Origin of the sequence: Janthinobacterium kumbetense (genome assembly GCF_023703445.1) — a bacterium.
Classification (GTDB): Bacteria; Pseudomonadota; Gammaproteobacteria; order Burkholderiales; family Burkholderiaceae_D; genus Janthinobacterium; species Janthinobacterium kumbetense.
Genome location: NZ_JAMQGR010000005.1, coordinates 120,817 through 145,060, shown reverse-complemented (window position 1 = coordinate 145,060; position 24,244 = coordinate 120,817). Strand labels below are relative to the sequence as shown.

The window sequence follows — 24,244 nt, the reverse complement described above, 5'->3', positions numbered from 1 at the left end:
GATGCGCCAGACGCGCTACCATGGCGCCTTCCCCATTTTTCAGCGCCACCACGACCATGACGTTTACCATCAGCGACGCCGCCTACGGCACCGATACCCCCGCAGCCAAGCACGCCATGTATGCGGATCTGCGCTCGCAACTGCAAGGCTTGCTGGCCGGCGAGAGCGATTTCATCGCCAATACGGCCAACTTCAGTTCGCTGGTCTTCAATACGATGCCGGGTCTCAACTGGGCCGGCTTTTACTTCCTGAAAGGCGAGGAACTGGTGCTGGGTCCATTCCAGGGCAAGCCAGCCTGCATCCGCATCAAGAAGGGCCGCGGCGTGTGCGGCACCACGGTGGTCGAAGGCAAGTCCATCGTCGTGCAGGATGTGCACGCGTTTCCTGGCCACATCGCCTGCGACGTCAATTCCCGCTCGGAACTGGTGGTGCCCGTGTTTGCGCAGGGTCAAATCATCGGCGTGTTCGACCTCGACAGCCCCTTGCCCGGCCGCTTCGACGACGTCGACGCGCAAGGCGTCGAATCGCTGGTGCGCGTGCTGGAAGAAACTATCGTCGCCGAATAATCAGTTGCCCGCCTTGACGGCGATGAATTCGCCCTTGCCGACCGTCGCCAGGCATGCCATGTAGCGGCTGTCGGCGCGGATGGCGTCGACAAAGCCGGCCATGTCCGCGTAGTGTGAACTGGCGTTGTCGACCACCAGCACGCCGCCGGCCGCCAGCACGCGGTCCAGCTGCGGCCACCAGGACTCATATTGCTGGCGCGCGGAATCGAGGAAGATGAAATCGTAGGCACCGTCAGCCGCATCGCGCAGCACGTCGCCCGCGTCCGCCAGCAACTGACCAATCACGCCTTGCAGTTGCGCGCGCACAAAGTTGGCATGCGCCATGTCGAACTTGTCCTGCGCCTTTTCCACCGTCACCACGCTGCCGCCCAGCGGCTGTACCGCACGCGCCAGCCACAGGGTGGAATAGCCGTTCGAGGTGCCGATTTCCAGCACCCGCCGCGCACCGCGCGCGTGCACCAGCACGGCCAGCAATTCGCCCGTGTCGCGCGTGATATTGAGCATGCGGCTGGCACGCTCCGTATGCGCCGCATCATTGGTGTTACCGAATGCTTCGAGTTCGCTTAACAGGGTATCGAGGGTATCGATGCTGTGCATGCCGCCTCCTTGTGCAAAACATCAGCATAGCAAAAATACTACGCTTGTACGCGCTTCAATGGGCGTTTCAGGTACTGCACCATCACCACGCCCAGCAGGGTCACGCCGCCGCCGATCACATCGTAGCTGTGCAGGGTTTCACCGAGGAACAGCATGGCGATGATCACCGTGAACACGGGCAGCAGATTCATCAAGGTCGTGGCGCGGCTCGGGCCCAGCTTGGCCAGGCCGTGCATCCACAAGAACGGCGCGATGATGGATGCGGGGATGCCGGCAAACAGCACCAACGGCAAGCCGGGACCGGTGACGGGCGGCGCCGACTGGCTCAGGTAATACACGAACAGCACGGGCACGGCGCACCACACCTGGATCAGCAGGGAGTGCCAGTTGTTCAGGGGAATCTTCCAGCGCTTGAGCAGCACGCCATAGCCCGCATACGACAGGCACGCCAGCAGCATCAGGGCATCGCCCACGGCCGCGCCATGGGCGATCAGGGCGGCCGGGTCGCCATGGCTGAGCAAGTAGCCGAGTCCCAGCAAGGACACGAAGCCGCCAAACACGCCGCCCACGGTGGGTGCCTCTTTCAACAGCAAGACGGACAGGCCCACGGCCAGCAGCGGCATCAGCGATGCGAGGATGCCCATATTGGTGGCGGTCGTCGTTTGCGCCGCGATGTACGCGAGGCACTGGTACATGACCATGCCCAACATGCCCAGCACAAACAGTTTCCCAAGATATGGTTTCACCACGGCCCGCTGCTTCCACACTGGACGCGCGAACACCAGCGCCAGCAGCACGCCGGCCAGCAGCCAGCGGTAGAACGAGATGGCGGCCGGATCGATCACGCCCACGGCCATCTTGCTGACGATGGTATTGATGGCCCAGATCAGCACGGCGATCACGGGAAACAGATAATGCTTGGCTTTCATGCAGGAACTCCACTATTCAACGAGCACCATTTTCGCATGGTCCGATTCCATGGATATAATGCATATCGGACAAACGATGCAAAGAACAGGACAAAACAGGAGATCCGATGGCCAGCAACCAGCACTTTCCCGCCGTTTCCGACGCCCTGCCCTATCCCGTGTACTTTCGCCTCGACGATTACCACGCGCACCAGCAATTCGATTACCAGAGCCATCCGTGGGGCCAGCTCACGTATTGCTCCACGGGCGTGATGGAAATCATGGTGGCGGGACAGCGCTACCTGTCGCCGCCCCAGTACGCCGTGTGGATACCGCCCGACACCTTGCACGACGGCTATATCCGCCAGGATGTCGTGTTTCACTCCGCCTACATCGACGCCAGCCTGTGCGCGCAGTTGCCGGCGCAGCCGTGCGCGCTGGTATTGAGTCCCCTGCTCAAGGCGATCCTCGGCGACTTTGCCGAACGGGGCGTCACCACGCCCGCCACGGCCGCCGACCAGCGCCTGGCGCAAGTACTGGTTGATCAATTGCAGCTGGCGCCGTGCAGCCGCAACTATTTGCCCGGCAGCGACGAACCCGTCATCGCGGCGCTGCTGGCCGCCCTGCAGCTTGATCCCGGCAGTAACCGCTCACTGGCCGAGTGGGCCGCGCAATTGCATGTGACCGAGCGCACGCTGGCCCGGCGTTGCCAGCGCGAACTGGGCATGCCGTTCGGCGAATGGCGCCAGCGCCAGCGCTTCCTGGCCGCCCTGCCCCTGCTGGAACAGGGAGCAACCGTGCAGGCGATCGCGCTGGAACTGGGCTACAGCACGGCCTCGGCCTTCATCGCCATGTTTCGCCGTCAAGGCGGCGGCACGCCGGACCAGTTCCGCCGCGGCCTGCGCTGAAAAAGGGGCCAGGGGTAGCCGCCTTGTCATATGGGGATGCTAAAATTCAAACATCTTTCCAGAGAGCAAAAGGACGCGCATGAACCCCAGCACCGACACGGCCACCGATACCCAAGGCAGCGAGGACATGCCCCAGGCATCAGCAACGGCCGTGACGGCGCCAGCGCCCATCAAGCTCGACAAGGAAGACGTGCCCACCGTGCTGGGCAAGCTGCGCACTCTGGTGCAGGACAAGACGCGCTTCGAGCCGCACGACATCACGCCGCTGGCCGAGGAAGACGTGCTGCAGGATTTTTCCCTGCAAGCCAATTACGCGCTCGAGGCGCGCTTCGAGCAGCGCGTCATCAATGGCTATTTCGCGCCGGCGGGCAATGACTGCCGCTGTGGCTCGCACGAAGTGGGAGCACTCGCTCACGCGCAGGAAAAGGAGCGGCTGCGCCGCGCGGCGGGCAAGCTCGACAATGCCTTGCGCCAGGCGGGCCAGGCCTACAACGGCGTCGAGGCGGGCGTCTACCTGCCGCACGCCGTCAAGTACTGGCACCTCGATACCTGCAGCAACTGTTCCGGCAAAGGTCGCATCGGCTGCCACACCTGTTATGGCGCGACGACGGAAACGTGCTGGAACTGCCACGGCGGGCGCACCGTCAGCTGCGACGCCTATGGCTGCTACGGCAGCGGCAAGGTGTCGTGCTCGTATTGCAGCGGCAGCGGCACGGTGTCCGAGCAAGTCACCGATTACGTCACGGTGCAAGTGCCCACTACCACCTACAGCAACGGCAGCTCGCACACCAGCTACCACAGCGAAACGCGCACGCAATACCGCACCGAATATCGCTCTTGCTACCATTGCAGCTTCGGCAAGGTCAGCTGCAACACGTGCCACGGTTCCGGCAACATCAATTGCGGCACCTGCCGCGCCAGCGGCAAGGTCACGTGCCGCACGTGCAGCGGCGTGGGCGACTTGCGCTGCAACCCCTGCGACGGTTCCGGCAAGGTGGGCAAGGCGGCCTGGGTCGATGTGCACGTGGCGCCCGGCTACAGCGTCAGCCTGCCCAAGCAGGCGCCGGACGACGCGCGCCGCATCCGCGACAAGGAGAGCGTGCACTCACTGGCAGCCATCTCCAGCAGCCTGGCCCTGGCGAAAGTGAGCATTTACAATGAAGACCAGCCGCAGGAAGTCGACGCCCTGTATGGCGGCAAGCTGCGCATCGTGCGCCTGGACGCATCGTGCAACGCGGAAAAACATCACCTGGTGGCGTACGGCACGGACTTGCGCTGGCTGACGCTGGACGACATCGTGGAAAAGCTGCTGCGCGGCGATCTCAAGGCGCTCAGCGATGCGCTGGCCGGCAGCGCCGACGACGGCCTGTTCTCGGCCCACGTGCAAGGTTTATTGACGCCGCTGCGCGACGTGGCCGCCTCGGAACTGAATGCGGACGTGATCGAGTCCGTCCTCAGCGGCGACGCGGACCACGCCCACGTCGACGTCGTTTCCGCCGACTATGCGCAGAACGTGCGCACCTGCGTGCTGGGCGCCCTGCGCCAGGTCTACACGCGGCTGGCCAAGCAGTTCTGGTGGAAAAGCGCGCTGGCCGCGCTGGCCGCCGCCATCGCCGCCTGGTTCTTCGCCGGGCGCGGCATGGCGGCGCTGGCCGGCCTGCTTGTCACGGGCGCCGGCTACTGGCTGTTCAACCGCAAGGTCAAGGCAGTGCTGAGCGAGGCGCTGGGCGGCGAACGGCAGGCCGAACGGGCCATGGGCATCGCCGGCAAGGGCCGCCGCAACCAGCTGGCGCAAGTGCTGATCCTCGCCCCCGCCAGCCTGGCCGTGCTGGCCGCCAGCTATGGCTTGCCCGTGCGCGTGCGCCCGGTTTCCGCGCCGCCGCAAACGGCCATGGCGTCGGCGCCCGTCGCGCCCCATGCGCCGGCCGCCGTGCCGCAGGACGCGAGCAGCGCCAAGGCCGTCAAGCTGTATGAAAATGGCGACAAGGCGCAGGCGCTGGCCATGCTGGAAAGCCTGGTCGGCAAGGGCGACGCCGGCGCGTATGGCCTGTATGGCTGGATGCTGCTGATGGGCGAAGGCAAGCCAGGCCCAATCACCGCGCCAACGGCGCAGCAGCGCGAAGCGCGCCAGGTGGCCGCCAAGCCCCTGATCGGCAAGGGCCTGGTGAAGAACGACAGCTATGCGCTGACGGCGAAGGGCGTGATGCTGGCGGAAGGCTGGCAGGAACCGCGCAACATGGCGCGCGGCCTGGACCTGCTGAAACAGGCCGCGAACAAGGGCAATGCGCAAGCCATGCACTTATTGGGCCTGTACCACGTGCGCGGCTACCAGATTCCCGTCAACCACAAGGAAGCGCGCAAATGGTTCACCTTGGCCGCCGACAAGGGCAGCGCGGGCGACATCTACAACCTGGGCCTGATGGACTGGGAAGGCGCGGGCTTGAAACGCCCGGACCGCGCCAGCGCCATGCAGCGCTGGAAGATCGCCGCCGCCATGGGCGAGGAGCGCGCGGTCAAGGCGGTGGCGCAAGGAAAACCTTAGGCGGCTGCCGCCAGCGCCTGCAGGGCCATCGGGTTCGGCGTCGGCTCGCCGACTTTCGTCAGCAGGTTGCGGTCCGTGTGGTGGAACGGCTCGTCCTTGCCGCGGATCAACATGACCGTGTCCTCGTCGTAGCCCCAGGTGCCATCGGCGTGGATATCGACCTTGATGCGGTATTCGACGGTGGTGAATGCGTGTTCGAGGAAGGGGTTCGAGCAGATGCCGTAGGCCGTCGAATCGCGCTTGGCCACCAGTTCGAAACTGGTGGCGTCCGCCGTCGTCGTGCCGGACGCCATGGCGATCTGTCCGCGCGGGATGGCCAGGGTCTGGATCACGGCGCCCGTGGCCGGCTCCCACAGCCAGTAGCCAACCTGCTCATGATACGTTTTGACCTGGTCCGGCTTGGTGATGTGGATGTAGTAGCGCAGGCCGTAGAACAGTTGCGGGCCGTTGGTGACGGGGTCGATCGGTTGCAGCTCGATGCGCTCGACGAAGGCCTGCTTGCGCGGGCCATCGGCCTTCGGCTTGACGTCAAGGCCGCGCGTGCCCGTCCAGATGCCGGCCATGCCGGTCAGGGGGCCCAGATTGTTCAGGGTATGCACGTCGGCGGACGGCTCGGTGTAGATATCTTCGGGAAAATCGCTCATGCGGAAGTCTTCAAAATGGGGCAACAGTGCTTGCCGCCATTGTAAGACGCGCGCCCGCCGGCGGCAAAGCGCCAGCCGTCAGGGAAACTGCGTAGTGTGGCGCTCGATGAACAGCAGGGCCGCGGCAGCCAGCGCGGGGCGCCGCGATTCAAACACGTCTGCATCGCGGGCTTGCAGCAGGTTGGCGGCCACCTCGGGCAAGTCCAGTGCACCGCCGATGAACGCCGCCACCGCATCGATATTCGCGTACAGGGCGCTGTCGAAGCCTTCCCAGTCCACGTAAGCCAGCCACTCGGCCAGCATCACCACGCCGGCGACGGGCGGCGCCAGGGCCGCGATGCGCTCCAGGCGCAGCACGCTGTCGCTGCGGATATCTTCGTGCTGCAGCACGGCCAGCGCCACGTGCTGCAGCGCGTCTTCCGGATCGCGCCGGTACTTGTTCAGCAGGCGCTGCGTGAGCGTAAAACGTTCGATGTCGATGCCGCGCAGCGCGGCCGCCACGTCGTCGTCATGCAGCGCCAGGTGGCGCGCCGCGCAAGCGACATCCACGCCCGCTTTCGCGGCGACGATATCGGTGAGCTGCCGCCGGCGCGCGTCATCCATGCTTACACCAGCGGGTCGGTCGAGCCGGTCAGGGTGAAAATCTCGAAACCCGTTTCCGTCACGGCCAGCGAGTGCTCGAACTGCGCCGACAGCGAACGGTCTTTCGTCACCGTCGTCCATTTGTCGGGCAAGACCTTGACCTGGTAGCTGCCCACGTTGAGCATCGGTTCGATCGTGAAGATCATGCCCGGTTCCAGCACGATGCCCGTGCCGGCGCGGCCATAGTGCAGCACTTGCGGCGTGTCGTGGAAGACCTGGCCCACGCCATGGCCGCAGAAGTCGCGCACGGAGGAAAAGCCCTGCGCCTTGGCCACCGCCTCGATGGCGGCGCCCACGTCGCCCAGGGTGGCGCCTGGACGCACGGTGCGGATGCCGGCCATCATGGCCTCATACGCCGTGTTGACGAGGCGGTTGGCCAGGATGGAGACGGCGCCCACCTTGAAGGTGCGGCTGGTGTCGCCGAACCAGCCGTTGAATTTTGGCGTCACGTCGATATTGAGGATGTCGCCCACTTTCAGGATCTTGGTCTCGGACGGGATGCCGTGCGTGACCACGTGATTGACGGAGATGCAGCTGGCGTGCTTGTAGCCGTGGTAATCGATGGTGCCGGGGATGGCGCCGGCGGCGCGCATGAATTCCTCGCACAGGGCGTCAAGCTTGGCCGTCGAGACGCCCGGTTTCACGAAGGGCGCGATGTAGTCGAGCGTGTCGGCGGCGATGCCGCCGGCCGCGCGCATGCCGATGAAGCCTTCTTCGTCGTGCAGGGGGATTTTCTTGCCGTGTTCAAGCTGGGTGGAATAGCGCATGGTTTTCTTCTTGGTTAGTGTGTGGTGTGGGCGGCCCAGCCGCGCACGGCGTCGTGCGAGGCGCGCAGCATGGCGTCGACGCTGGCGGGGATCGGCCGCTCCTGGGTCAGGTAAGGCTTGACGACGGCCACGGGGGCGTCGATCAGCACGAATTTGAGCAGCATGTGATCCAGGTCAAGCTCCGTGGTGGCGGGCATGGCTTCGGCGCAGCGGACAAAGCAGGCATCGAGTGCCGCCTGCTCCTCTTCGACGGCGGCCAGCAATTCCTCGCTGAGGCCACTGCTGAAATCGGGGCTGTCCGCGCATTGCAGCAGGAAGCGCGCATACACGGGCTTGCGCCGGCACCAGTCCAGCAAGCCGTGCACGCCGGCCCACGTATCGCCGCCCAGCCAGCGGCTGGCCACTTCCTCGCGGAAGTCGCTTTTCACGCGCAGCCAGGCGCGCGCCAGGATGGCGTTGCGCGAATCGAAGCGGTGATACACGGAGCCGATGGGCGCACCGGCCTTCACGGCGATGGCGGCCATCGAGACGGCGCCCACGCCGCACTGGGCGGCGACGGCAATCGCGCTGTCGATGAAGTTGTTTTCGTTGAATTTGGCTAGTCTGACCATTCAAATAGAATACAGATTCTATTTGAATCCGTCAAGCGGCCCCGTTCGCTGAAAAACGCGTCCAACGCGACTTGCCTTGCTGCCTTACAATGGTATGCACGAACCGCTACAAGGAGAATCCGCTTGCTTACGCCCCCCTTCATCGCCTCCTCCCGCTTCGATGATCCACGCCTGGCTTTGGCCCAAGTGCAAGCCATTTACCGCAGCAGCATCGAACACTTGCGCGATGCGCTGCAGCGCTTTGTCGCCGGCGAAGACATGCACGAGCGCGTGCGCGCCTGCTACCCCTTCGTGCGCATCCAGACGGACACCGTGGCGCGCGCCGACTCGCCGCTGGCCTACGGCTTCGTCGCCGGCCCCGGCGTGTTCGAGACCACCCTGACGCGCCCCGACCTGTTCGGCGACTATTACCTCGACCAGTTCACGCTGCTGCTGAAAAACCATAACAGCGGCCAGAAGGTGCACCTGGAAGTGGGCGTGAGCGCCCAGCCCATCCCCGTGCATTTCTCGTTCGCCGAGCATGACCATATCGAAGGCAATATGGATGCGGGCCGCCGCCTGGCCATGCGCGACCTGTTCGACCTGCCCGACCTGTCGGCCATGGACGACGGCATCGCCAACGGCACGCACGAACCGGCGCATGGCGAAGCGCAGCCGCTGTCGCTGTTCACGGGGCCGCGCGTGGATTACTCGCTGCAGCGCCTGCGCCACTACAGCGGCACCTCGCCGCAGCATTTCCAGAATTTCGTCCTGTTTACCAATTACCAGTTCTACATCGACGAATTCATCCGCCTGGGCCACGCCCTGATGGACCGCGCGCCCGACGCCGCCGCGCCCTCGGACGACGACGGCTACATCGCCTTCGTCGAACCGGGCAACGTGGTCACGCGCCGGGTGGGACAGACGGTGGAAAGCGAGGATGCGCTGGGCGCCGCCCCGCCGCGCCTGCCGCAGATGCCCGCCTACCACCTGCTGCGCGCGGACGGCAGCGGCATCACCATGGTCAATATCGGCGTGGGACCGGCGAATGCGAAGACAATCACCGACCATATCGCCGTGCTGCGCCCGCACGCCTGGCTGATGCTGGGCCATTGCGCCGGCCTGCGCACCACGCAAAGCCTGGGCGACTACGTGCTGGCGCATGCGTACGTGCGCGAAGACCATGTGCTCGACGAAGACTTGCCGCTGTGGGTACCGATCCCGCCCCTGGCGGAAATCCAGCAGGCGCTGCAAACGGCGGTGGCGGAAATCACCCAGCTGACAGGGCATGATCTGAAACACATCATGCGCACGGGGACCGTGGCCAGCACGGACAACCGCAACTGGGAACTGCTGCCGCAGCGTACGCCGGAGCGCCGTTTCAGCCAGAGCCGCGCCATCGCGCTGGACATGGAAAGCGCGACGATCGCCGCCAACGGCTTCCGCTTCCGCGTCCCGTACGGCACCCTGCTGTGCGTGAGCGACAAGCCGCTGCACGGCGAAATCAAGCTGCCCGGCATGGCCAACCACTTCTACCGCGAACGCGTCGACCAGCACCTGCGCATCGGTATCCGCGCCGTGGAACTGCTGCGCCGCCAGGGCGTGGACCGGCTGCATAGCCGCAAATTGCGCAGCTTTGCGGAAGTGGCCTTCCAATAAAAAAAACGGCGCCTTCAAGGCGCCGTTTTTTATTGTTGCATCGCTTACAGGAAGCGGTCGAGGATCTTGCGCGTCGTCTTGTCGATATTGAACATGTCGCGGATCAAAAAGTGAATGCCGTGGTTATCGGCGATCAAGAGCGACGCGGCGCCGATGCGGCGGATGTCTTCCTCGCCCTTCAGCACGAACTGCGTCTCGCCCCGGTCCGTGTCGACGTACCAGGTGCACGGCGTGGCGAAACTGGAGACGCTTTTCACGCGCGCGATTTCGGGCATGAATTCGCGCCCTTCCAGCTCTTCCTGCAGCAGGCTGCGCGCCGGCTCGGGCAAGGTGTCGACATGGTCGATCCACGCCACTTCCTTGCCATTGCCCAGCACCAGCGAAATGCCTTCGTCGGGCGACTGGATGGGAAAGGCGCGCACGGGCGCCACGCCTTCAAAGACCTGGCCGTCCGCGTCCGTCATCACCAGCTTGCCGAAGGTGTCGCGGTGTAATGTAAAAGTTGTACTGGCCATGCTTATTCCTTGTCATCCAGGGCGAGTTCGTTGTTGCGCGCCTGTGCTTCGTAGAGGCGGAAATAGGCGCCCTCTTTCGCCATCAATTCATCGTGGCTGCCCACTTCGACGACCTGGCCGCGGTCCAGCACCACCAGGCGGTCGGCGCGGTGCAGGGTCGACAGCCTGTGCGCGATGGCGATCGTCGTGCGGCCCTGCACCAGGTTGTCCAGCGCCTTCTGGATTTCTTTTTCCGTTTCCGAGTCCACCGACGATGTCGCTTCATCCATGATCAGGATGCGCGGGTCGATCAGCAGCGCGCGGGCGATGGAGATGCGCTGGCGTTCGCCGCCGGACAGGCCCTGGCCACGCTCGCCCACCATCGAATCGTAGCCTTGCGGCAGGCGCAGGATGAATTCGTGCGCATGCGCGGCGCGCGCGGCGGCGATGATTTCCTGGCGCGTCGCGTGCGGCTTGCCGTAGGCGATATTTTCCGCGATGGTGCCGAAGAACAGGAACGGCTCCTGCAATACCAGGCCGATATTGCGGCGGTAGTCGGACACGGCGAACGAGCGGATATCGACGCCGTCGAGCAAAATCGCGCCTTCCGACACGTCGTAGAAACGGCAGATCAGGTTGACCAGGGTGCTCTTGCCCGAACCGCTGTGGCCCACCAGGCCGATCATCTCGCCCGCCTTGATGTTCAGGGTGATGCCGCGGTTGACGGCGCGGTTGCCATAACGGAAACCGACTTCGCGCAAATCGATGCGTCCTTCGATCTTGTCCAGTTTGACGGGCTGCGCCGGTTCCGGCACGCTCGACACGTGGTCGAGGATGTCGAAGATGCGCTTGGCGGCCGATGCCGATTTCTGCGTCACGGAAACGATGCGGCTCATGGAATCGAGTCGGCCATAGAAACGCGTGCTGTAGGCGATGAAGGCGGTCAGCACGCCGACGGTGATTTCGCCGCGCGACAGCTGCCAGATGCCGAAGCACCAGATGACCAGCAAGCCCATCTCCGTCAGGAAGGACACGGTGGGCGAGAACAGCGACCAGACCTTGTTCAACTTGTCGTTGACGGCCAGGTTATGCGCGTTGGCGTCGCGGAAGCGGGCCGCTTCGCGTTTTTCCTGCGCAAACGCCTTGACCACGCGGATGCCGGGAATCGTATCGGCCAGCACGTTGGTCACTTCGCTCCACACGCGGTCGATCTTTTCAAAGCCCGTGCGCAGGCGGTCGCGCACCAGGTGGATCATCCAGGCGATGAAGGGCAATGGCGCCAGCGTCATGATGGCCAGCCACGGATTCATCGACCACAAAATGACACCGGTCATGATAATCATCAACACGTCGGACGCGAAGTCGAGCAAATGCAGCGACAGGAAGACGCAGATGCGGTCGCTGCCGCTGCCGATGCGCGCCATCAGATCGCCCGTGCGCTTGCCGCCAAAGAATTCCAGCGACAGTTTCATCAGATGTTCATACGTGGCCGAGCGCAAATCGGCGCCCATGCGTTCGGACACCAGGGCCAGCACATACGTCTTGCCCCAGCCCAGCAGCCAGGCCAGCAGGGCCGAACCGAGCAAGCCGCTCATGTAGTACACCACCAGCCACGGGTCGATATGCTTGCCGTTCTGATACGGGATCAGCACATTGTCCATCAGCGGCGCCGTCAGATAGGGCGGAATCATGTGCGCAGCCGTACTCAGCAGCATCAGCAGGAAGCCCAGGGCCAGCTGGCCACGGTAGGGATGGGCGAAGCGCCACAGGCGGAACAGGGTCCAGGTCGACGGCGGCGTGTACAGCACCTTGGCGCAGATCGGGCATTCCTCCTGCTCCGGCTCCAGCGGGGCCTTGCAGCTAGGACACACTTCCTGCTCCGCTTCCAGCACGGGCTGGCCCGTCAGGTGGCTGTCGAGGCGCTCGACGAACTGTTCCAGCACGCGGATGGCGTGCAGGTTCTGGCCCAAAGTGAAGCGCCACGAAGCCAGGCGGCCGTGGTCGTCGAACAGTTCCAGGTGGCCGACACCGGCGTGGTCATGGTGCGTCAGGCGCAATCCAGGACGGAAAGACCAGCTTTTCCAGGCGGTATCGCCCGGCGAACGGGCCAGTAAACGCTTCTCGGTGACAACAATTATGCCTTTTGTGAAACGTAATCGCGCATCGAGGTCAACCTCAACGCTACTTAAAACGTTCTCCCCTGGAGAAAGGTTGCTCTCGACTTCCGCCAGCCAGTGTTCAGGCAGCGAGGTGAGGGGAATAGTTGTTGCAGGAACACTCAGTTCAGTTGTCATCGTAAAGCATACTCCGGCTCGAGGCCAAGCCCTTCAGGGCGGGATTTGGGGGATGGGGCAGACGCCCGATCAATGTTTGTGTACTGCGCGATGGCGAGGTGGATGCACCAGTGGCAATTTCCTGTATTGTATCGAATGGATGCCTGCCGGTAAGGAATGATGGCAAAACGGCGCAAAAAAAATGCGCGGCTGTCGCAGGAAGCGCCAGGCAGGCGCGGCGCTTTTGCAACGCGGCCGCGATACGGAGCAAGTATACAACAGCCCGCTGTTGCGCAAATGCTCCAGCTTAGCCCAGAGTCGGTATCTTTATAACAAGTACGGCAACAATTAGTAACAATTAGAATGACAACACCAGCAGAATACGAGAAGCAAACGCGACAAGAGGCCTCTAAAAGTGGCACACTGCGCATACCCGGGATAAAGAACCAAGCACGAGCCTGAAAAGACTCTGTAGAGCCAACATAAAGTATCTGGCGCCCAGACGCCTGGCTTGTTATCAAGAAACCACTTACATGATCAAGAAGAAGAACATCGAATTTGCCCGCGTCACCCACTTGCGCGGCCCCAACATCTGGACTTACCGCCCGGTGATTGAAGCCTGGGTCGACATCGGCGAACTGGAAGACTATCCATCCAATACCCTGCCCGGCCTGTACGAACGCCTGGTGGCGTGGCTGCCCGGCATGATCGAGCACCGCTGCGGCGTGGGCGAACGGGGCGGCTTTTTCGAGCGCCTGCGCGAAGGCACGTGGTCGGCCCACATCCTCGAACACGTGGTGCTGGAGCTGCAAAACCTGGCAGGCATGCGCACGGGCTTCGGCCAGACGCGCTCGACCAGCCAGCGCGGCGTCTACAAGATGGCCTTCCGCACGCGCGAGGAGCACGTGGGCCGCGCCGCCCTGGCCGCCGCGCGCGAACTGCTGATGGCCGCCATCAACGATGAAGCCTACGACCTGGAAGCGGCCCTGGCGCCCCTGCGAGACATGGTCGATTCGCGCTGCCTGGGCCCGAGCACGGCCAGCATCGTCGATGCCGCCACAGAGCGCCGCATCCCTTCCTTGCGCCTGAACGACGGCAACCTGGTGCAGCTGGGCCACGGCGCCGCGCAGCGCCGCATCTGGACGGCCGAAACGGACCGCACCAGCGCGATTGCCGAAGGCATCGCCAGCGACAAGGATCTGACCAAATTCCTGCTCAAATCGTGCGGCGTGCGCGTCCCCGAGGGCAGCCTGGTGCGCAGTGCCGAAGCGGCCTGGGAAGAAGCGCAGGACATCGGCGTGCCCGTCGTCGTCAAGCCGTATGACGGCAACCATGGCCGCGGCGTGTCGCTCAACCTGATGACGGAAGCGGACGTGAAGGCAGCCTACGACCTGGCCGCGCGCAAGGGCGACAGCTCGGCCGTGCTGGTGGAAAGCTTCATCACGGGCGATGAACACCGTCTGCTCGTCGTCGGCAACAAGCTGATCGCGGCCGCCAAGGGCGAATCGCTGTGGGTCGACGGCGACGGCGTTTCCACCGTGCTGGAACTGGTGAACACGCAGATCAATACCGACCCGCGCCGCGGCGAAGGCGAAGATTTCCCATTGGGTACCGTCAAGCCGCACGAATCGGGCGAAATCGTGCTGGAACTGCAGCGCCAGGGCATGACCGCCCTGTCCGTGCCGCAGGCGGGCCAGAAAGTGCTGATCCAGCCGAACGGCAACGTGGCCATCGACGTCACGGACGACGTGCACCCGTCCGTCGTGCATGCGGCCCTGCTGGCCGCGCGCGTGGTTGGCCTGGATATCGCCGGCATCGACCTGGTCACCACGGACATCACGCGTCCGCTGGAAGAGCAGCGAGGCGCCATCATCGAAGTCAATGCCAGCCCCGGCCTGCTGGCGCACATCAAGCCGGGAGTGGGTCAGCCCCGCCCTGTCGGCGCGGCCATCGTCGACCACCTGTTCGCCGCCGAGGAAACGGGCCGCATTCCGCTGATCGGCGTGACGGGCACGCGCGGCGCCAGCCTGATCGTGCGCATGCTGTGCAAGCTGCTCAACCTGTCGGGCCTGCACACGGGCGCCGTCTGCAGCGAAGGCATGTACCTGGACCAGCGCCGCGTCGTCAGCAGCGATTGCGTGAACTGGGACGCGGGCCAGCGCCTGCTGCTCAACCGCACCGTGCAGACGGCCCTGTTCGAAAGCAATCCGCGCATGATCCTGGCCGAAGGCCTGGCCTACGACAAGTGCCAGATCGGCGTCGTCACGGACATGGGCAGCCTCGATAGCGTCAAGGATTTCGACGTGCTGGACGAAGCGGGCCTGTACAAGGCCGTGCGCAGCCAGGTCGACGTGGTGGTGCCGACGGGCGTGGCCGTGCTCAACGCCGCCAACGCGCACGTACTGGAACTGGCCGAGCTGTGCGACGGCAGCGTGATCCTGTATGCGCAGGACGGCAGCCTGGTCGCCATCGCGGCGCAACTGGCCACCGGCCGGCGCGCCGTATTCGTGCGCGGCAACCACATCGTGCTGGCCGAAGGCGGCATCGAAACGGTCTTGCTGTGCCTGGACCTGCTGAAACCGGCCACGGCCGGCAATGTCGACAGCGTGCTGGCCGTGGCGGCCGCCGCCTGGGCCCTGAACCTGCCCGTCGACCTCATTTGCGCGGGCCTGCGCACCTTCGACGCGGCCCCCGGCTGCATCGGGAACTGACAGCACAGGCAAAGCAGCACTCAAGCCCGGCCACGATGGCCGGGCCCACAAGAACACAACAGGATTACGGTTTAATTATGGAAGTATCTCGCGTACGGGCCTTGCGGGGCCCTAACCTCTGGAGCCACGACACCGCCGTGGAAGCCATTGTTTCCTGCACCACGCAGGAACTCGACATCGCCCAGCTGCCCGGCTTCGAAGCCCGCCTGCGCGCGCTCTTCCCGCAACTGAGCCCGCTGCAACCGCTGGGCAACTACAACGCCGCGCCGATGGCGCAGGTGCTGGAACTGGCGGCGCTGGGCCTGCAGGCGCAAGCCGGCTGCCCCGTCACCTTCAGCCGCACCACGCCGACCCTGGAAACGGGCATCTTCCAGGTCGTCGTCGAATATTCGGAAGAAGCCGTCGGCCGCCTGGCCCTGGAACTGGCGCAGCAGCTGTGCCAGGCCGCCCTGGCCGATGCGCCGTTCGACCTGGCCGGCGCCCTGCACCAGCTGCAGGAACTCGATGAAGACGTGCGCCTGGGCCCCTCGACGGGCGCCATCGTCAACGCCGCCGTGGCCCGCAACATCCCGTTCCGCCGCCTGACCGAAGGCAGCCTGGTGACGTTCGGCTGGGGCAGCAAGCAGCGCAAGATCCAGGCCGCCGAAATGGACGGCACCAGCGCCATCGCGGAAGCCATCGCGCAAGACAAGGAACTGACGAAAAAACTGCTCGATTCTGCCGGCGTGCCGGTGCCGCACGGCCGTGTCGCCATCGACGCGGACGACGCCTGGGCCGCCGCCTGCGAGATCGGGCTGCCCGTCGTCGTCAAGCCGAAGGATGGCAACCAGGGCAAGGGCGTCACCGTCAACGTCACCACGCGCGAACAGCTGACGGCCGGCTTCCTCGCGGCGCAGGAATTCCGCGACGATATCCTCGTCGAGCGCTACCTGCCGGGCCACGATTTCCGCTTGCTCGTCATCGGCAACAAGATGGTGGCGGCCGCCCGCCGCGACCCGCCGCAAGTGGTGGGCGACGGTCAGCACACGGTGCGCGAACTGGTCGACCAGGTCAACCTGGACCCGCGCCGCGGCAGCGGCCACGCCACCTCGCTGACGAAAATCCGCTTCGACGACATCGCCCTGGCCAGCCTTGCCAAGCAGGGCTACGTGGCCGAATCCGTGCCGCCCGTGGGCCAGCGCGTGATCTTGCGCAATAACGCCAACCTGTCGACGGGCGGCTCGGCCACCGACGTCACCGTCGACGTGCACCCGGAAGTGGCGGCGCGCGCCGTCGCGGCCGCGCACATGGTGGGCCTGGACATCTGCGGCGTGGACGTCGTCTCCGAAAGCATTTTGAAACCGCTGGAAGAGCAGAACGCCGGCATCGTGGAAGTGAACGCCGCACCGGGCCTGCGCATGCACCTGGCGCCGTCGTTCGGCAAGCCGCGTCCCGTGGGCGAGGCCATCATCGCCGCCATGTTCGCCGAAGGCGACGATGGCCGTATTCCCGTGGTCGCCGTCACCGGCACCAACGGCAAGACCACCACTGTGCGCCTGATCGCCCACCTGCTGACGGCTTCCGGCCTGCGCACGGGCATGACGAACACGGATGGCGTGTACATCGAAGGACGCCAGATCGACAGCGGCGACTGCAGCGGCCCGCGCAGCGCGCGCAACGTGCTGCTGCACCCGGACGTGGACGCCGCCGTGTTCGAGACGGCGCGCGGCGGCATGCTGCGCGAAGGCCTGGCCTTCGACCGCTGCCAGGTCGCCGTGGTGACGAATATCGGCGCGGGCGACCACCTGGGCCTGAACTACATCACCACCGTGGAAGACCTCGCGGTCCTGAAACGCGTGATCGTGCAAAACGTGTCCGACAGCGGCGTGGCCGTGCTGAACGCCACCGACCCTGCCGTGGCGCGCATGGCCAAGAATTGCAGTGGCACGGTGACCTTCTTCGCCGCCGACAAGACGCATCCCGTGATGGCCACGCACCGCGCGCAAGGCAACCGCGTGGTGTACGTGGAAGACGGCAAGCTGGTCGCGGCGCAAGGCAACGAGCGCCACGAAATCGCCCTGTCGCAAGTGCCGATCACGCGCAACGGCGCCATCGGCTTCCAGGTCGACAACGTCATGGCGTCGCTGGCCGCCGCCTGGGCCGTGGGCCTGGACTGGAAAACCATCGCGCTGGGCCTGAAAACCTTCGCCAATGAAGCCGACAACGCACCGGGCCGCTTCAACGTCTTCGATTATCGTGGAGCCACCCTGATCGCCGACTACGGCCACAATCCGGACGCCATCCTGGCGCTGGTGCAGGCCGTGGAAAGCATGCCGGCCAAGCGCCGCTCGGTGGTCATCAGCGGCGCCGGCGACCGCCGCGACGAAGACATCCGCCAGCAGACGGAAATCCTCGGCGCCGCGTTTGACGACGTGCTGCTGTACCAGGACCAGTGCCAGCGCGGCCGCGCCGACGGCGAAGTGGTGGCATTGCTGCGCCAGGGCCTGGACGGCGCCAAGCGCACCAGCCATATCGATGAAATCAACGGCGAATTCGTCGCCATCGACAAGGCCCTGGCGCGCCTCGGTGAAGGCGATTTGTGTCTGATCCTGATCGACCAGGTGGAAGAAGCGCTGGCGCACATTGCCAAGCGCGTCGCCGAAGCCTGAGCGCTGTAACAGTGCACACAAGGGCGGCCTGCGGGCCGCCCTTTTTTTATCGTCCGCCGTCTCCCGCCGCGCACCTGCATGGTGCAAAAGTCCCCTTGCAAGCTTGTAAATTCAGGCATGAAAATTGCTCATAAGAAAACATAAATGGGCTGACGAGAAGGTGGGGCACGCATGGTGGGCAGAATCTCGCGCATGATCGGGAAATTGACGGTGGGGCGCAAACTGGCGCTGATCTATTTGCTCGACCTGTCCGCCGTCATCTTCATTTCCGGCATCCTCATCAACGAAAAATACATCGCCATCGATTTCTCGCGCAAGGAGATGGCGGGCAATGACTATATCGCCACGATCCGCGATGCACTGCTGCCCCTGGCGCGCAGCACGGCGCAGCCGGACGCGCAGGCAGCGGCCGTGGAGCAGGCCGAAAGCCGCTTCGGCGCCGGCATGCGCAGCGCCGAACTGAATGCGCAATTTGCCGCCCTGCTGCGCCAGGCCGGCGAAACTCCCGCCGCGCCGGACGACGGCATCGCGCCCTCGCCCGCCTTCGTGGCCGGGCGCGCACTGCTCACGCGCGTGGGCAACCAATCGAACCTGATCCTCGACCCGGACCTGGACAGCTACTACACGATGTCGCTGGTGATCCTGCGCTTCCCCGAACTGCTGGAAGTGATCAACAGCACGCGCGCCCTGGCACTGCAACTGGCGACGGCCGAAGGCGCGCAGCGCCAGCGCCTGCAGACCCAGTTCCTGATCCTGGAGGGACGCATGGACGCCACCATGGCCGGCATCGGCAGCGACTACACGGAGGCGTTCGCGGCCAGCACGCCGCTGCTGCGCCAGCACCTGGATGGCTCGCGCGCGGCCCTACGGCAAGCCGTGGCGCAGTTACGCGCCAGTACCCAGGCGCTGGCCGGCGCGCAAGCCAACCCCGCAGGCACGCAGGAACTGCTGCGCCGCGATGCGGTGGCCGCCGCGGCCCTGCAGCGTGCCTGGCGCGCGGCGGAAGGCCAATTGCACCGTCTGATCCAGCTGCGCGTGGACGGCTTCTTCACGCGCATGTGGCTGCACCTGGGCACGGCCGTGCTGCTGCTGGTGATGATACTGGGCCTGGTGTTTTTCGTCGCGCGCCAGATCGCCCTGCCCATCCGCCGCCTGGCGCGCGTGGCGCAGGAAGTGCGCGAAACGGGCGACCATAGCCTGCGCGCCATCTGGGACAGCGAGGATGAAACGGGCCGCCTGGTCCGCGCCTTCAATACCATGCTGCAGCAGCTCGACTTCCAGCGCATGGCGCAGCAGGAGCTGGTGGCGCGCGCCAGCGCGGCCGATGCGCAGCGCCAGCTGGTCGACGCCATTCCCATCCCGCTGATGGTCACCTCGATCCCGCATCACCAGGTGCTGCACGCGAACCAGGCCGCGCACGCGTGGCAGGGCGGCCTGGAACTGGACCCGTGGGTGGGCGGCATGCATCCGCAAGCCCGTTCGCGCTTCTTCCAGCGCTTGAGCGACCTGGGCGCCGTCGATGAATTCGAGGTGTGCTGGAGCGGCGGCGGCACGCCCACGTGGGCCTTGATTTCCGCGCGCCTGATCGACTACCAGGGCCAGCGCGCCGTGCTGTCGACCTTCACGCCGATCAACAAGATGAAGCTGATGGAGTCGCGCCTGGAACTGTGGGCCAAGGTATTCGAGGCATCGGCCGAAAGCCTGATCGTGATGGACGCCGGCATGCGCATCATCACCGTCAACCAGGCCTTCCGCCGCCATTCGCTGTACGACATGGTGGAGCTGATCGGCAAGCGCCCGGCCTTCCTGCTCGCGCCGGAGAACCCGCCCGAGCAGCTCGACAGCCTGCGCCAGACCCTGGCGCGGCGCGGTTACTGGCAGGGCGAAATCCGGGTGCAGCGCAAGTCGCTGGAAAGCTATCCCGCCTGGCTGGTGATGAACGCCGTGCGCGACCTCGACGGCGTCACCACGCATTTCATCGCCAGCTCGCTCGACATCAGCGAACGCAAGGCCAGCGAGCGGCAGATCGAGCACATGGCCCACCACGATGCGCTGACGGGACTGGCGAACCGCCACGTGTCGAAAGTGCGCCTGGCGGCCGCCATCGCGCAGGCGCGCCGCAGCGGCGAAAAGGTGGGCGTGCTGTTCGTCGACCTGGACCGCTTCAAGCACGTCAACGACGCGCTGGGCCACCACGTGGGCGACGCGCTGCTGCAATCGGTCTCAAAGCGCCTGCTGCAGCTGGTGCGCGAAGGCGATACCGTCAGCCGCCTGGGCGGCGATGAATTCGTCGTCATCCTCAACGGCGTCGGCGACGCCGCATCCATCGCCGCCCTGCTCGACACGCGGCTGATACCGGCCATGCGCGAGCCGCACCAGGTGGAAGGCAACGAGCTGTATGTCTCGTGCAGCGTGGGCGTGGCCATCTACCCGGACCACGGCGGCGACATGGATACCCTGATGCGCCACGCCGATGCGGCCATGTACCAGGCCAAGAGCGGCGGGCGCGATCACGCGCGCATGTTCACGCCGCAGATGCAGGAACAGCAGCTGCAGCAGCTGCACCTGGAAAGCGATCTGCGCCACGCCATCGAGCGGCAGGAACTGGTGCTGTACTACCAGCCGCGCATCGATGCGAAAAGCAGCCGCCTGAATGGCGTGGAAAGCCTGATCCGCTGGCTGCACCCGCAGCACGGCCTGATCGCGCCCGACAGCTTCATTCCCGCCGCCGAGGAATCGGGCCTGATCGTCGCCATCGGCGCGTGGGTCATCCGCGAGGCGTGCCGCCAGCAGCTGGCCTGGCGCGAGGCGGACGCGGGCGACATCGCCGTGTCGATCAACCTGTCGGCCATCCAACTGAAAAGCGGCGGCCTGGTGGCCACCTTGCGCGAGGTGCTGCGCGAGTTTCCCGTCACGCCGGGACAGATCGAATTCGAACTGACGGAATCGATCCTGATGGACAACGTGGACGACACCATCGCCACCCTGCACGCCATCAAGGCGCTGGGTTTCGCGCTGTCGATCGACGATTTCGGCACCGGCTATTCGAGCCTGAACTACCTGTGCCGCTTCCCGCTCGACAAGCTGAAAATCGACATGAGCTTCGTGCAGGACATCCACGGCTCGCCGCAAAACCTGGCGGTGACGAAAACCATCATCGGCCTTGGCCATACCCTCGGCTTGACGGTGACCGCCGAGGGCGTGGAAAGCGCGGCCGATGCGGACGTGCTGCGCCACGCCGGCTGCGATGAATTACAGGGCTACTATTTTGCCCGCCCCATGCCGCAGGCGCACTTCATGGCCTGGCTGGCGCACAGCGCCGCGCCCTGCGCCGCCTGACACTTGCTGTGGAGCGTCCGCAACGCGCCCGCGTGAGGTGCGACAACGCGCGGCGCGCCGCCAGGGCGCATGAATGCAGCAGGGATACCGGAATTGGTATTGACATCGCAAAAGAAGTCATTTGTGGGGCAAAGTCATTCCCACCTACCATGTTTCTGAGCAAGTTCCAGCTCTGGCGGCGACTGCCGCGGCGTTCTCAACATAACTAAAATACAGGTGGAGACAAGATGAAGCAATCGATGGCAACGGGCACCCGCACGCCCAAGCAAAACACACGGCTGACCTTGAAGGCCACGGTGGCCGCCCTGGCCGGCGCCGGCCTGCTGAGCAGCGCGTCCGTCTGGGCGCAACAGGCGCCCGCCGTGGAAACGGTAGCAACGGTGGAAACGGCAACACCGGCGCCAGCCGACAATGCCGGCATCGCCGTCGTCGCCGTCACGGGCGTGCGCAAGGCGGCACAGAGCGCGCAAACGATCAAGAAGAACAACGACCAGGTGGTCGACTCCATCGTCGCCGATGAAATCGGCAAATTCCCCGACAAGAACGTGGCCGAAATCCTCGGCCGCGTGACAGGCGTGCAAATCCGCCGCGAAGGCGGCGAAGCGGGTTCCGTCATCATTCGCGGCCTGCCCGGCGTGGTGACCCTGCTCAACGGCCGTGAAATGTTCACCTCCGTGGGCCGCAGCCTGTACCTGGCCGACATCCCGACGGCCATGCTGCAGCGCGTGGACGTGTACAAATCGCAGGGCGCGGACATGGTCGAAGGCGGCACGGCCGGCGTGGTCGACGTGCGCACCAACCGCCCGTTCGATTTCAAGGGCTTCACGGCATCGGGCAACGTGCGCACCGAGCACCGCGACAAGTCCGGCTCGACGGATCCGAACGTCAGCGGCATGGTCTCGAACCGCTGGAAGACCGCATACGGCGAATTCGGCGCCCTGCTCGGCCTGTCCTACCAGCGCAGCAAATACTATGACGAGACGATCTGGAACGCCGAACCCGTCAAGCGCCCCGACGCGGGCAACATCACGGGTCCCGATTCCGTCGGCATGATCCCCACCGTGGGCGACCGCAAGCGCTACGCGGCGAACGCCGCCTTCCAGTGGCGCCCGAACTCGCAGGTGGAAGTGTATGCGGAAGGCATGTCGACCCTGATCAAGCACGCGTTCGACAGCCAGTTCTTCGTCGGTTCGCTGCCCTGGGGCCAGAATCCGGACATCACCCTGATCCCCGGCACCAATCAGGCGGCCACGGTGGGCAAGATCGACGGCCCCTGGTCGCCGTTCACGCTCGGTTCGACCCAGGCGCGGCGCGACCGCTCGATCGGCTCGCAAGGCGCCATCGGCGCGCGCTGGGACATCACGCCGCAGCTGCGCGCCACGACGGAACTGGCGCGCACGGTCAGCAACTTCGAGCGCGAATTTCCCATCCTCGACTTCCTCGCCCATCCGACCAGCGTGATCGGCAGCACGAACGTCAACGGCGGCGCGCAAATCAGCTACCCCGGCTACAACATGCTGGACCCGAAGAACTACACGCTGCTCGGCTTCTACGATAACCACAGCCACGACGAAGGCAGCTCGACCGACTGGCGCGGCGACGTCACCTACGACATGGACAGCACGGGCTTCTTCCGTGAATTCTCGGGCGGCGTGCGCCTGGCCAAGCGCAAGGCCGAATCGATCCGCGAAAAGAACGTGCAAGGGGGACTGACGTCGATCATGACTGCGGACGCCCTGCCCGGCCTGGCATGCACCTCGCACAAGAACACGGGCAACTTCGGCCTGCAAAGCTGGCTCACGCCGTGCCGCGACTACATGCTCAACAACACGGACACCTTGCGCCAGTTATTTACGGGCAGCAGCGAACGCAGCCCGGACGATCCGATGACCCACTTCAAGGATGTGGAAAAAACCAATGCCGTCTACGGCAAGGCGCGCATCGGCTTTGATCTGGCGCAAGTGCCGGTCGATGGCACCGTGGGCGTGCGCGTGGTGCAGACCAAGCAGGACTTGCAAGGCAATTCTTCGCAAGACGGCATCGTCACGCCCGTGCGCGTGAAAACGTCCGATACGGACGTGCTGCCCAGCCTGACCCTGAAAGCCATGCTGCGCCAGGACCTGGTCGCCCGCCTGACGGCCGGCAAGGCGGTGCAGCGCCCGAACTTCGCCGACTTCAACCCCGGCGTGACCCTGGGCAAGAGCCTGGAAATGGTGCGTCCGACGGGCAGCGGCGGCAATCCCGACCTCAAACCCGTGGAAGGCAAGAACCTCGATGCGGCGCTGGAATGGTATTTCGCGCAGACGGGTTCCGTCACGGCCACCGTATTCCGCCACAATTTCAAGAATTACATCCTGTCCGGTTCGGCCAAGGAAACGTATGACGGCATCGAGTACGACATCACGCGTCCGCGCAACACCTCGAAGGGCCATCTGCAAGGCGTGGAAATGGCTTACCAGCAGTTCTACGACAAGTTGCCAGGCTGGATGAGCGGCCTGGGCCTGCAGGCGAACGCCACCTATATGACGGGCGAGCTGGAAGAATTGAATGGCAGCGCGCATCCGTTCACGGGCATGTCGAGATGGTCGGCCAATATCGTCGGCCTGTACGAACAGGGACCGTGGTCGGCGCGCCTGGCCTACAGCTGGCGCGACAAGTACGTCGACGACTACAACTACCGCGGCAAGGGCATCCACCTGACCGTGGCGCCCACCAAGACCCTGGACGCGTCGGTCTCGTACAAGCTCAACCCGAATACCACGGTGACGCTGGACGCGAACAACCTGCTCGACTCGACCTACCGCGACTATCACGACACGCCGGACTATGTGCGCGATGTGCGGCGCTATGACAAGGTTGTAGGCCTGTCTTTGCGCTGGAGCTACTAAAAACGCCCAGGGCGTTGTTGCCGCGCCTCGCCGTACTGTGCGTACTGTCTTCGGCGCGGCGCCTAGCC

Annotated in this window: 16 protein-coding genes; 8 read left to right on the top strand and 8 right to left on the bottom strand. The window is 64.9% G+C overall.

Translation table 11 applies throughout. From position 1 onward, the window contains the following. The first annotated feature begins 56 nt into the window (after positions 1–56). On the top strand, positions 57–566 hold the full coding sequence (locus tag NCG91_RS16185; protein WP_435526494.1) for a GAF domain-containing protein: 510 nt from the start codon (positions 57–59) through the stop codon (positions 564–566). Here NCG91_RS16185 and NCG91_RS16180 read toward each other — a convergent pair whose 3' ends face one another. Together NCG91_RS16180 and NCG91_RS16175 are read right to left on the bottom strand one after the other, a co-directional pair. Further along, entirely contained in the window at positions 567–1,163 is a 597-nt protein-coding gene (locus tag NCG91_RS16180) for an O-methyltransferase (protein ID WP_251350410.1), read from the bottom strand. It abuts the gene before it with no gap. A 38-nt stretch (positions 1,164–1,201) separates the two neighbouring features. Further along, positions 1,202–2,092: a DMT family transporter gene (locus NCG91_RS16175; RefSeq protein ID WP_251350409.1), complete on the bottom strand. Its 891-nt coding sequence runs from the start codon at positions 2,090–2,092 to the stop codon at positions 1,202–1,204. 107 nt (positions 2,093–2,199) lie between these two features. On the opposite strand from NCG91_RS16175, the gene NCG91_RS16170 reads away from it, so the two are divergent. Both NCG91_RS16170 and NCG91_RS16165 read left to right on the top strand, forming a co-directional pair. Beyond that, positions 2,200–2,979, top strand: a complete 780-nt coding sequence (locus NCG91_RS16170) for an AraC family transcriptional regulator (RefSeq protein WP_251350408.1) — start codon at positions 2,200–2,202, stop codon at positions 2,977–2,979. Positions 2,980–3,058: 79 nt separating this feature from the next. Beyond that, a complete protein-coding gene (locus tag NCG91_RS16165; RefSeq protein ID WP_251350407.1) occupies positions 3,059–5,521 on the top strand; it encodes a hypothetical protein in 2,463 nt (820 codons plus the stop codon). Here the strand turns inward: NCG91_RS16165 and NCG91_RS16160 are convergent. From NCG91_RS16160 to NCG91_RS16145, 4 genes are all read right to left on the bottom strand, one after another. After that, positions 5,518–6,165: an FABP family protein gene (locus NCG91_RS16160; RefSeq protein WP_251350406.1), complete on the bottom strand. Its 648-nt coding sequence runs from the start codon at positions 6,163–6,165 to the stop codon at positions 5,518–5,520. The genes NCG91_RS16165 and NCG91_RS16160 overlap by 4 nt on opposite strands. Positions 6,166–6,243: 78 nt before the next feature. Next, entirely contained in the window at positions 6,244–6,768 is a 525-nt protein-coding gene (locus tag NCG91_RS16155; protein WP_251350405.1) for a hypothetical protein, read from the bottom strand. A 2-nt stretch (positions 6,769–6,770) separates the two neighbouring features. Continuing rightward, positions 6,771–7,574 carry a type I methionyl aminopeptidase gene (map, locus tag NCG91_RS16150; RefSeq protein WP_251350404.1) on the bottom strand — a complete coding sequence of 268 codons (804 nt, stop codon included), beginning with the start codon at positions 7,572–7,574 and terminating at the stop codon, positions 6,771–6,773. Between the two features lie 14 nt (positions 7,575–7,588). Beyond that, positions 7,589–8,185: a TetR/AcrR family transcriptional regulator gene (locus NCG91_RS16145; RefSeq protein ID WP_034783384.1), complete on the bottom strand. Its 597-nt coding sequence runs from the start codon at positions 8,183–8,185 to the stop codon at positions 7,589–7,591. 123 nt (positions 8,186–8,308) lie between these two features. On the opposite strand from NCG91_RS16145, the gene NCG91_RS16140 reads away from it, so the two are divergent. Next, positions 8,309–9,823: an AMP nucleosidase gene (locus NCG91_RS16140; protein ID WP_251350403.1), complete on the top strand. Its 1,515-nt coding sequence runs from the start codon at positions 8,309–8,311 to the stop codon at positions 9,821–9,823. Positions 9,824–9,867: 44 nt separating this feature from the next. On the opposite strand, the gene NCG91_RS16135 is transcribed toward NCG91_RS16140, so the two are convergent. Together NCG91_RS16135 and NCG91_RS16130 are read right to left on the bottom strand one after the other, a co-directional pair. Beyond that, positions 9,868–10,338 (bottom strand): cyanophycin metabolism-associated DUF1854 family protein, encoded by a 471-nt coding sequence (locus NCG91_RS16135; protein ID WP_099666965.1) that lies wholly within the window; start codon positions 10,336–10,338, stop codon positions 9,868–9,870. A 2-nt stretch (positions 10,339–10,340) separates the two neighbouring features. Beyond that, a complete protein-coding gene (locus tag NCG91_RS16130) occupies positions 10,341–12,611 on the bottom strand; it encodes a cyanophycin metabolism-associated ABC transporter (RefSeq protein WP_251350402.1) in 2,271 nt (756 codons plus the stop codon). Positions 12,612–13,123: 512 nt separating this feature from the next. Between NCG91_RS16130 and NCG91_RS16125 the strand changes: the two genes are divergently transcribed. The 4 genes from NCG91_RS16125 to NCG91_RS16110 all read left to right on the top strand — a co-directional run bounded on the left by NCG91_RS16125 (position 13,124) and on the right by NCG91_RS16110 (position 24,176). Beyond that, positions 13,124–15,301 (top strand): cyanophycin synthetase, encoded by a 2,178-nt coding sequence (locus NCG91_RS16125; RefSeq protein WP_251350401.1) that lies wholly within the window; start codon positions 13,124–13,126, stop codon positions 15,299–15,301. A gap of 77 nt (positions 15,302–15,378) precedes the next feature. Further along, positions 15,379–17,949 carry a cyanophycin synthetase gene (gene cphA, locus NCG91_RS16120; protein WP_251350400.1) on the top strand — a complete coding sequence of 857 codons (2,571 nt, stop codon included), beginning with the start codon at positions 15,379–15,381 and terminating at the stop codon, positions 17,947–17,949. 192 nt (positions 17,950–18,141) lie between these two features. After that, positions 18,142–21,288, top strand: coding sequence for an EAL domain-containing protein (locus NCG91_RS16115; protein WP_251350399.1), 3,147 nt, complete (start codon positions 18,142–18,144; stop codon positions 21,286–21,288). 227 nt (positions 21,289–21,515) lie between these two features. Beyond that, positions 21,516–24,176: a TonB-dependent receptor gene (locus NCG91_RS16110; protein WP_251350398.1), complete on the top strand. Its 2,661-nt coding sequence runs from the start codon at positions 21,516–21,518 to the stop codon at positions 24,174–24,176. The last annotated feature ends 68 nt before the right edge of the window (positions 24,177–24,244 follow it).

Excerpts from the sequence above, each read along its gene's own strand:
- NCG91_RS16185 (WP_435526494.1), top strand. The coding sequence starts at position 57 with ATGACGTTTACCATCAGCGACGCCGCCTACGGCACCGATACCCCCGCA.
- NCG91_RS16180 (WP_251350410.1), bottom strand. The coding sequence starts at position 1,163 with ATGCACAGCATCGATACCCTCGATACCCTGTTAAGCGAACTCGAAGCA.
- NCG91_RS16175 (WP_251350409.1), bottom strand. The coding sequence starts at position 2,092 with ATGAAAGCCAAGCATTATCTGTTTCCCGTGATCGCCGTGCTGATCTGG.
- NCG91_RS16170 (WP_251350408.1), top strand. The coding sequence starts at position 2,200 with ATGGCCAGCAACCAGCACTTTCCCGCCGTTTCCGACGCCCTGCCCTAT.
- NCG91_RS16165 (WP_251350407.1), top strand. The coding sequence starts at position 3,059 with ATGAACCCCAGCACCGACACGGCCACCGATACCCAAGGCAGCGAGGAC.
- NCG91_RS16160 (WP_251350406.1), bottom strand. The coding sequence starts at position 6,165 with ATGAGCGATTTTCCCGAAGATATCTACACCGAGCCGTCCGCCGACGTG.
- NCG91_RS16155 (WP_251350405.1), bottom strand. The coding sequence starts at position 6,768 with ATGGATGACGCGCGCCGGCGGCAGCTCACCGATATCGTCGCCGCGAAA.
- map (WP_251350404.1), bottom strand. The coding sequence starts at position 7,574 with ATGCGCTATTCCACCCAGCTTGAACACGGCAAGAAAATCCCCCTGCAC.
- NCG91_RS16145 (WP_034783384.1), bottom strand. The coding sequence starts at position 8,185 with ATGGTCAGACTAGCCAAATTCAACGAAAACAACTTCATCGACAGCGCG.
- NCG91_RS16135 (WP_099666965.1), bottom strand. The coding sequence starts at position 10,338 with ATGGCCAGTACAACTTTTACATTACACCGCGACACCTTCGGCAAGCTG.
- NCG91_RS16130 (WP_251350402.1), bottom strand. The coding sequence starts at position 12,611 with ATGACAACTGAACTGAGTGTTCCTGCAACAACTATTCCCCTCACCTCG.
- NCG91_RS16125 (WP_251350401.1), top strand. The coding sequence starts at position 13,124 with ATGATCAAGAAGAAGAACATCGAATTTGCCCGCGTCACCCACTTGCGC.
- cphA (WP_251350400.1), top strand. The coding sequence starts at position 15,379 with ATGGAAGTATCTCGCGTACGGGCCTTGCGGGGCCCTAACCTCTGGAGC.
- NCG91_RS16115 (WP_251350399.1), top strand. The coding sequence starts at position 18,142 with ATGATCGGGAAATTGACGGTGGGGCGCAAACTGGCGCTGATCTATTTG.
- NCG91_RS16110 (WP_251350398.1), top strand. The coding sequence starts at position 21,516 with ATGAAGCAATCGATGGCAACGGGCACCCGCACGCCCAAGCAAAACACA.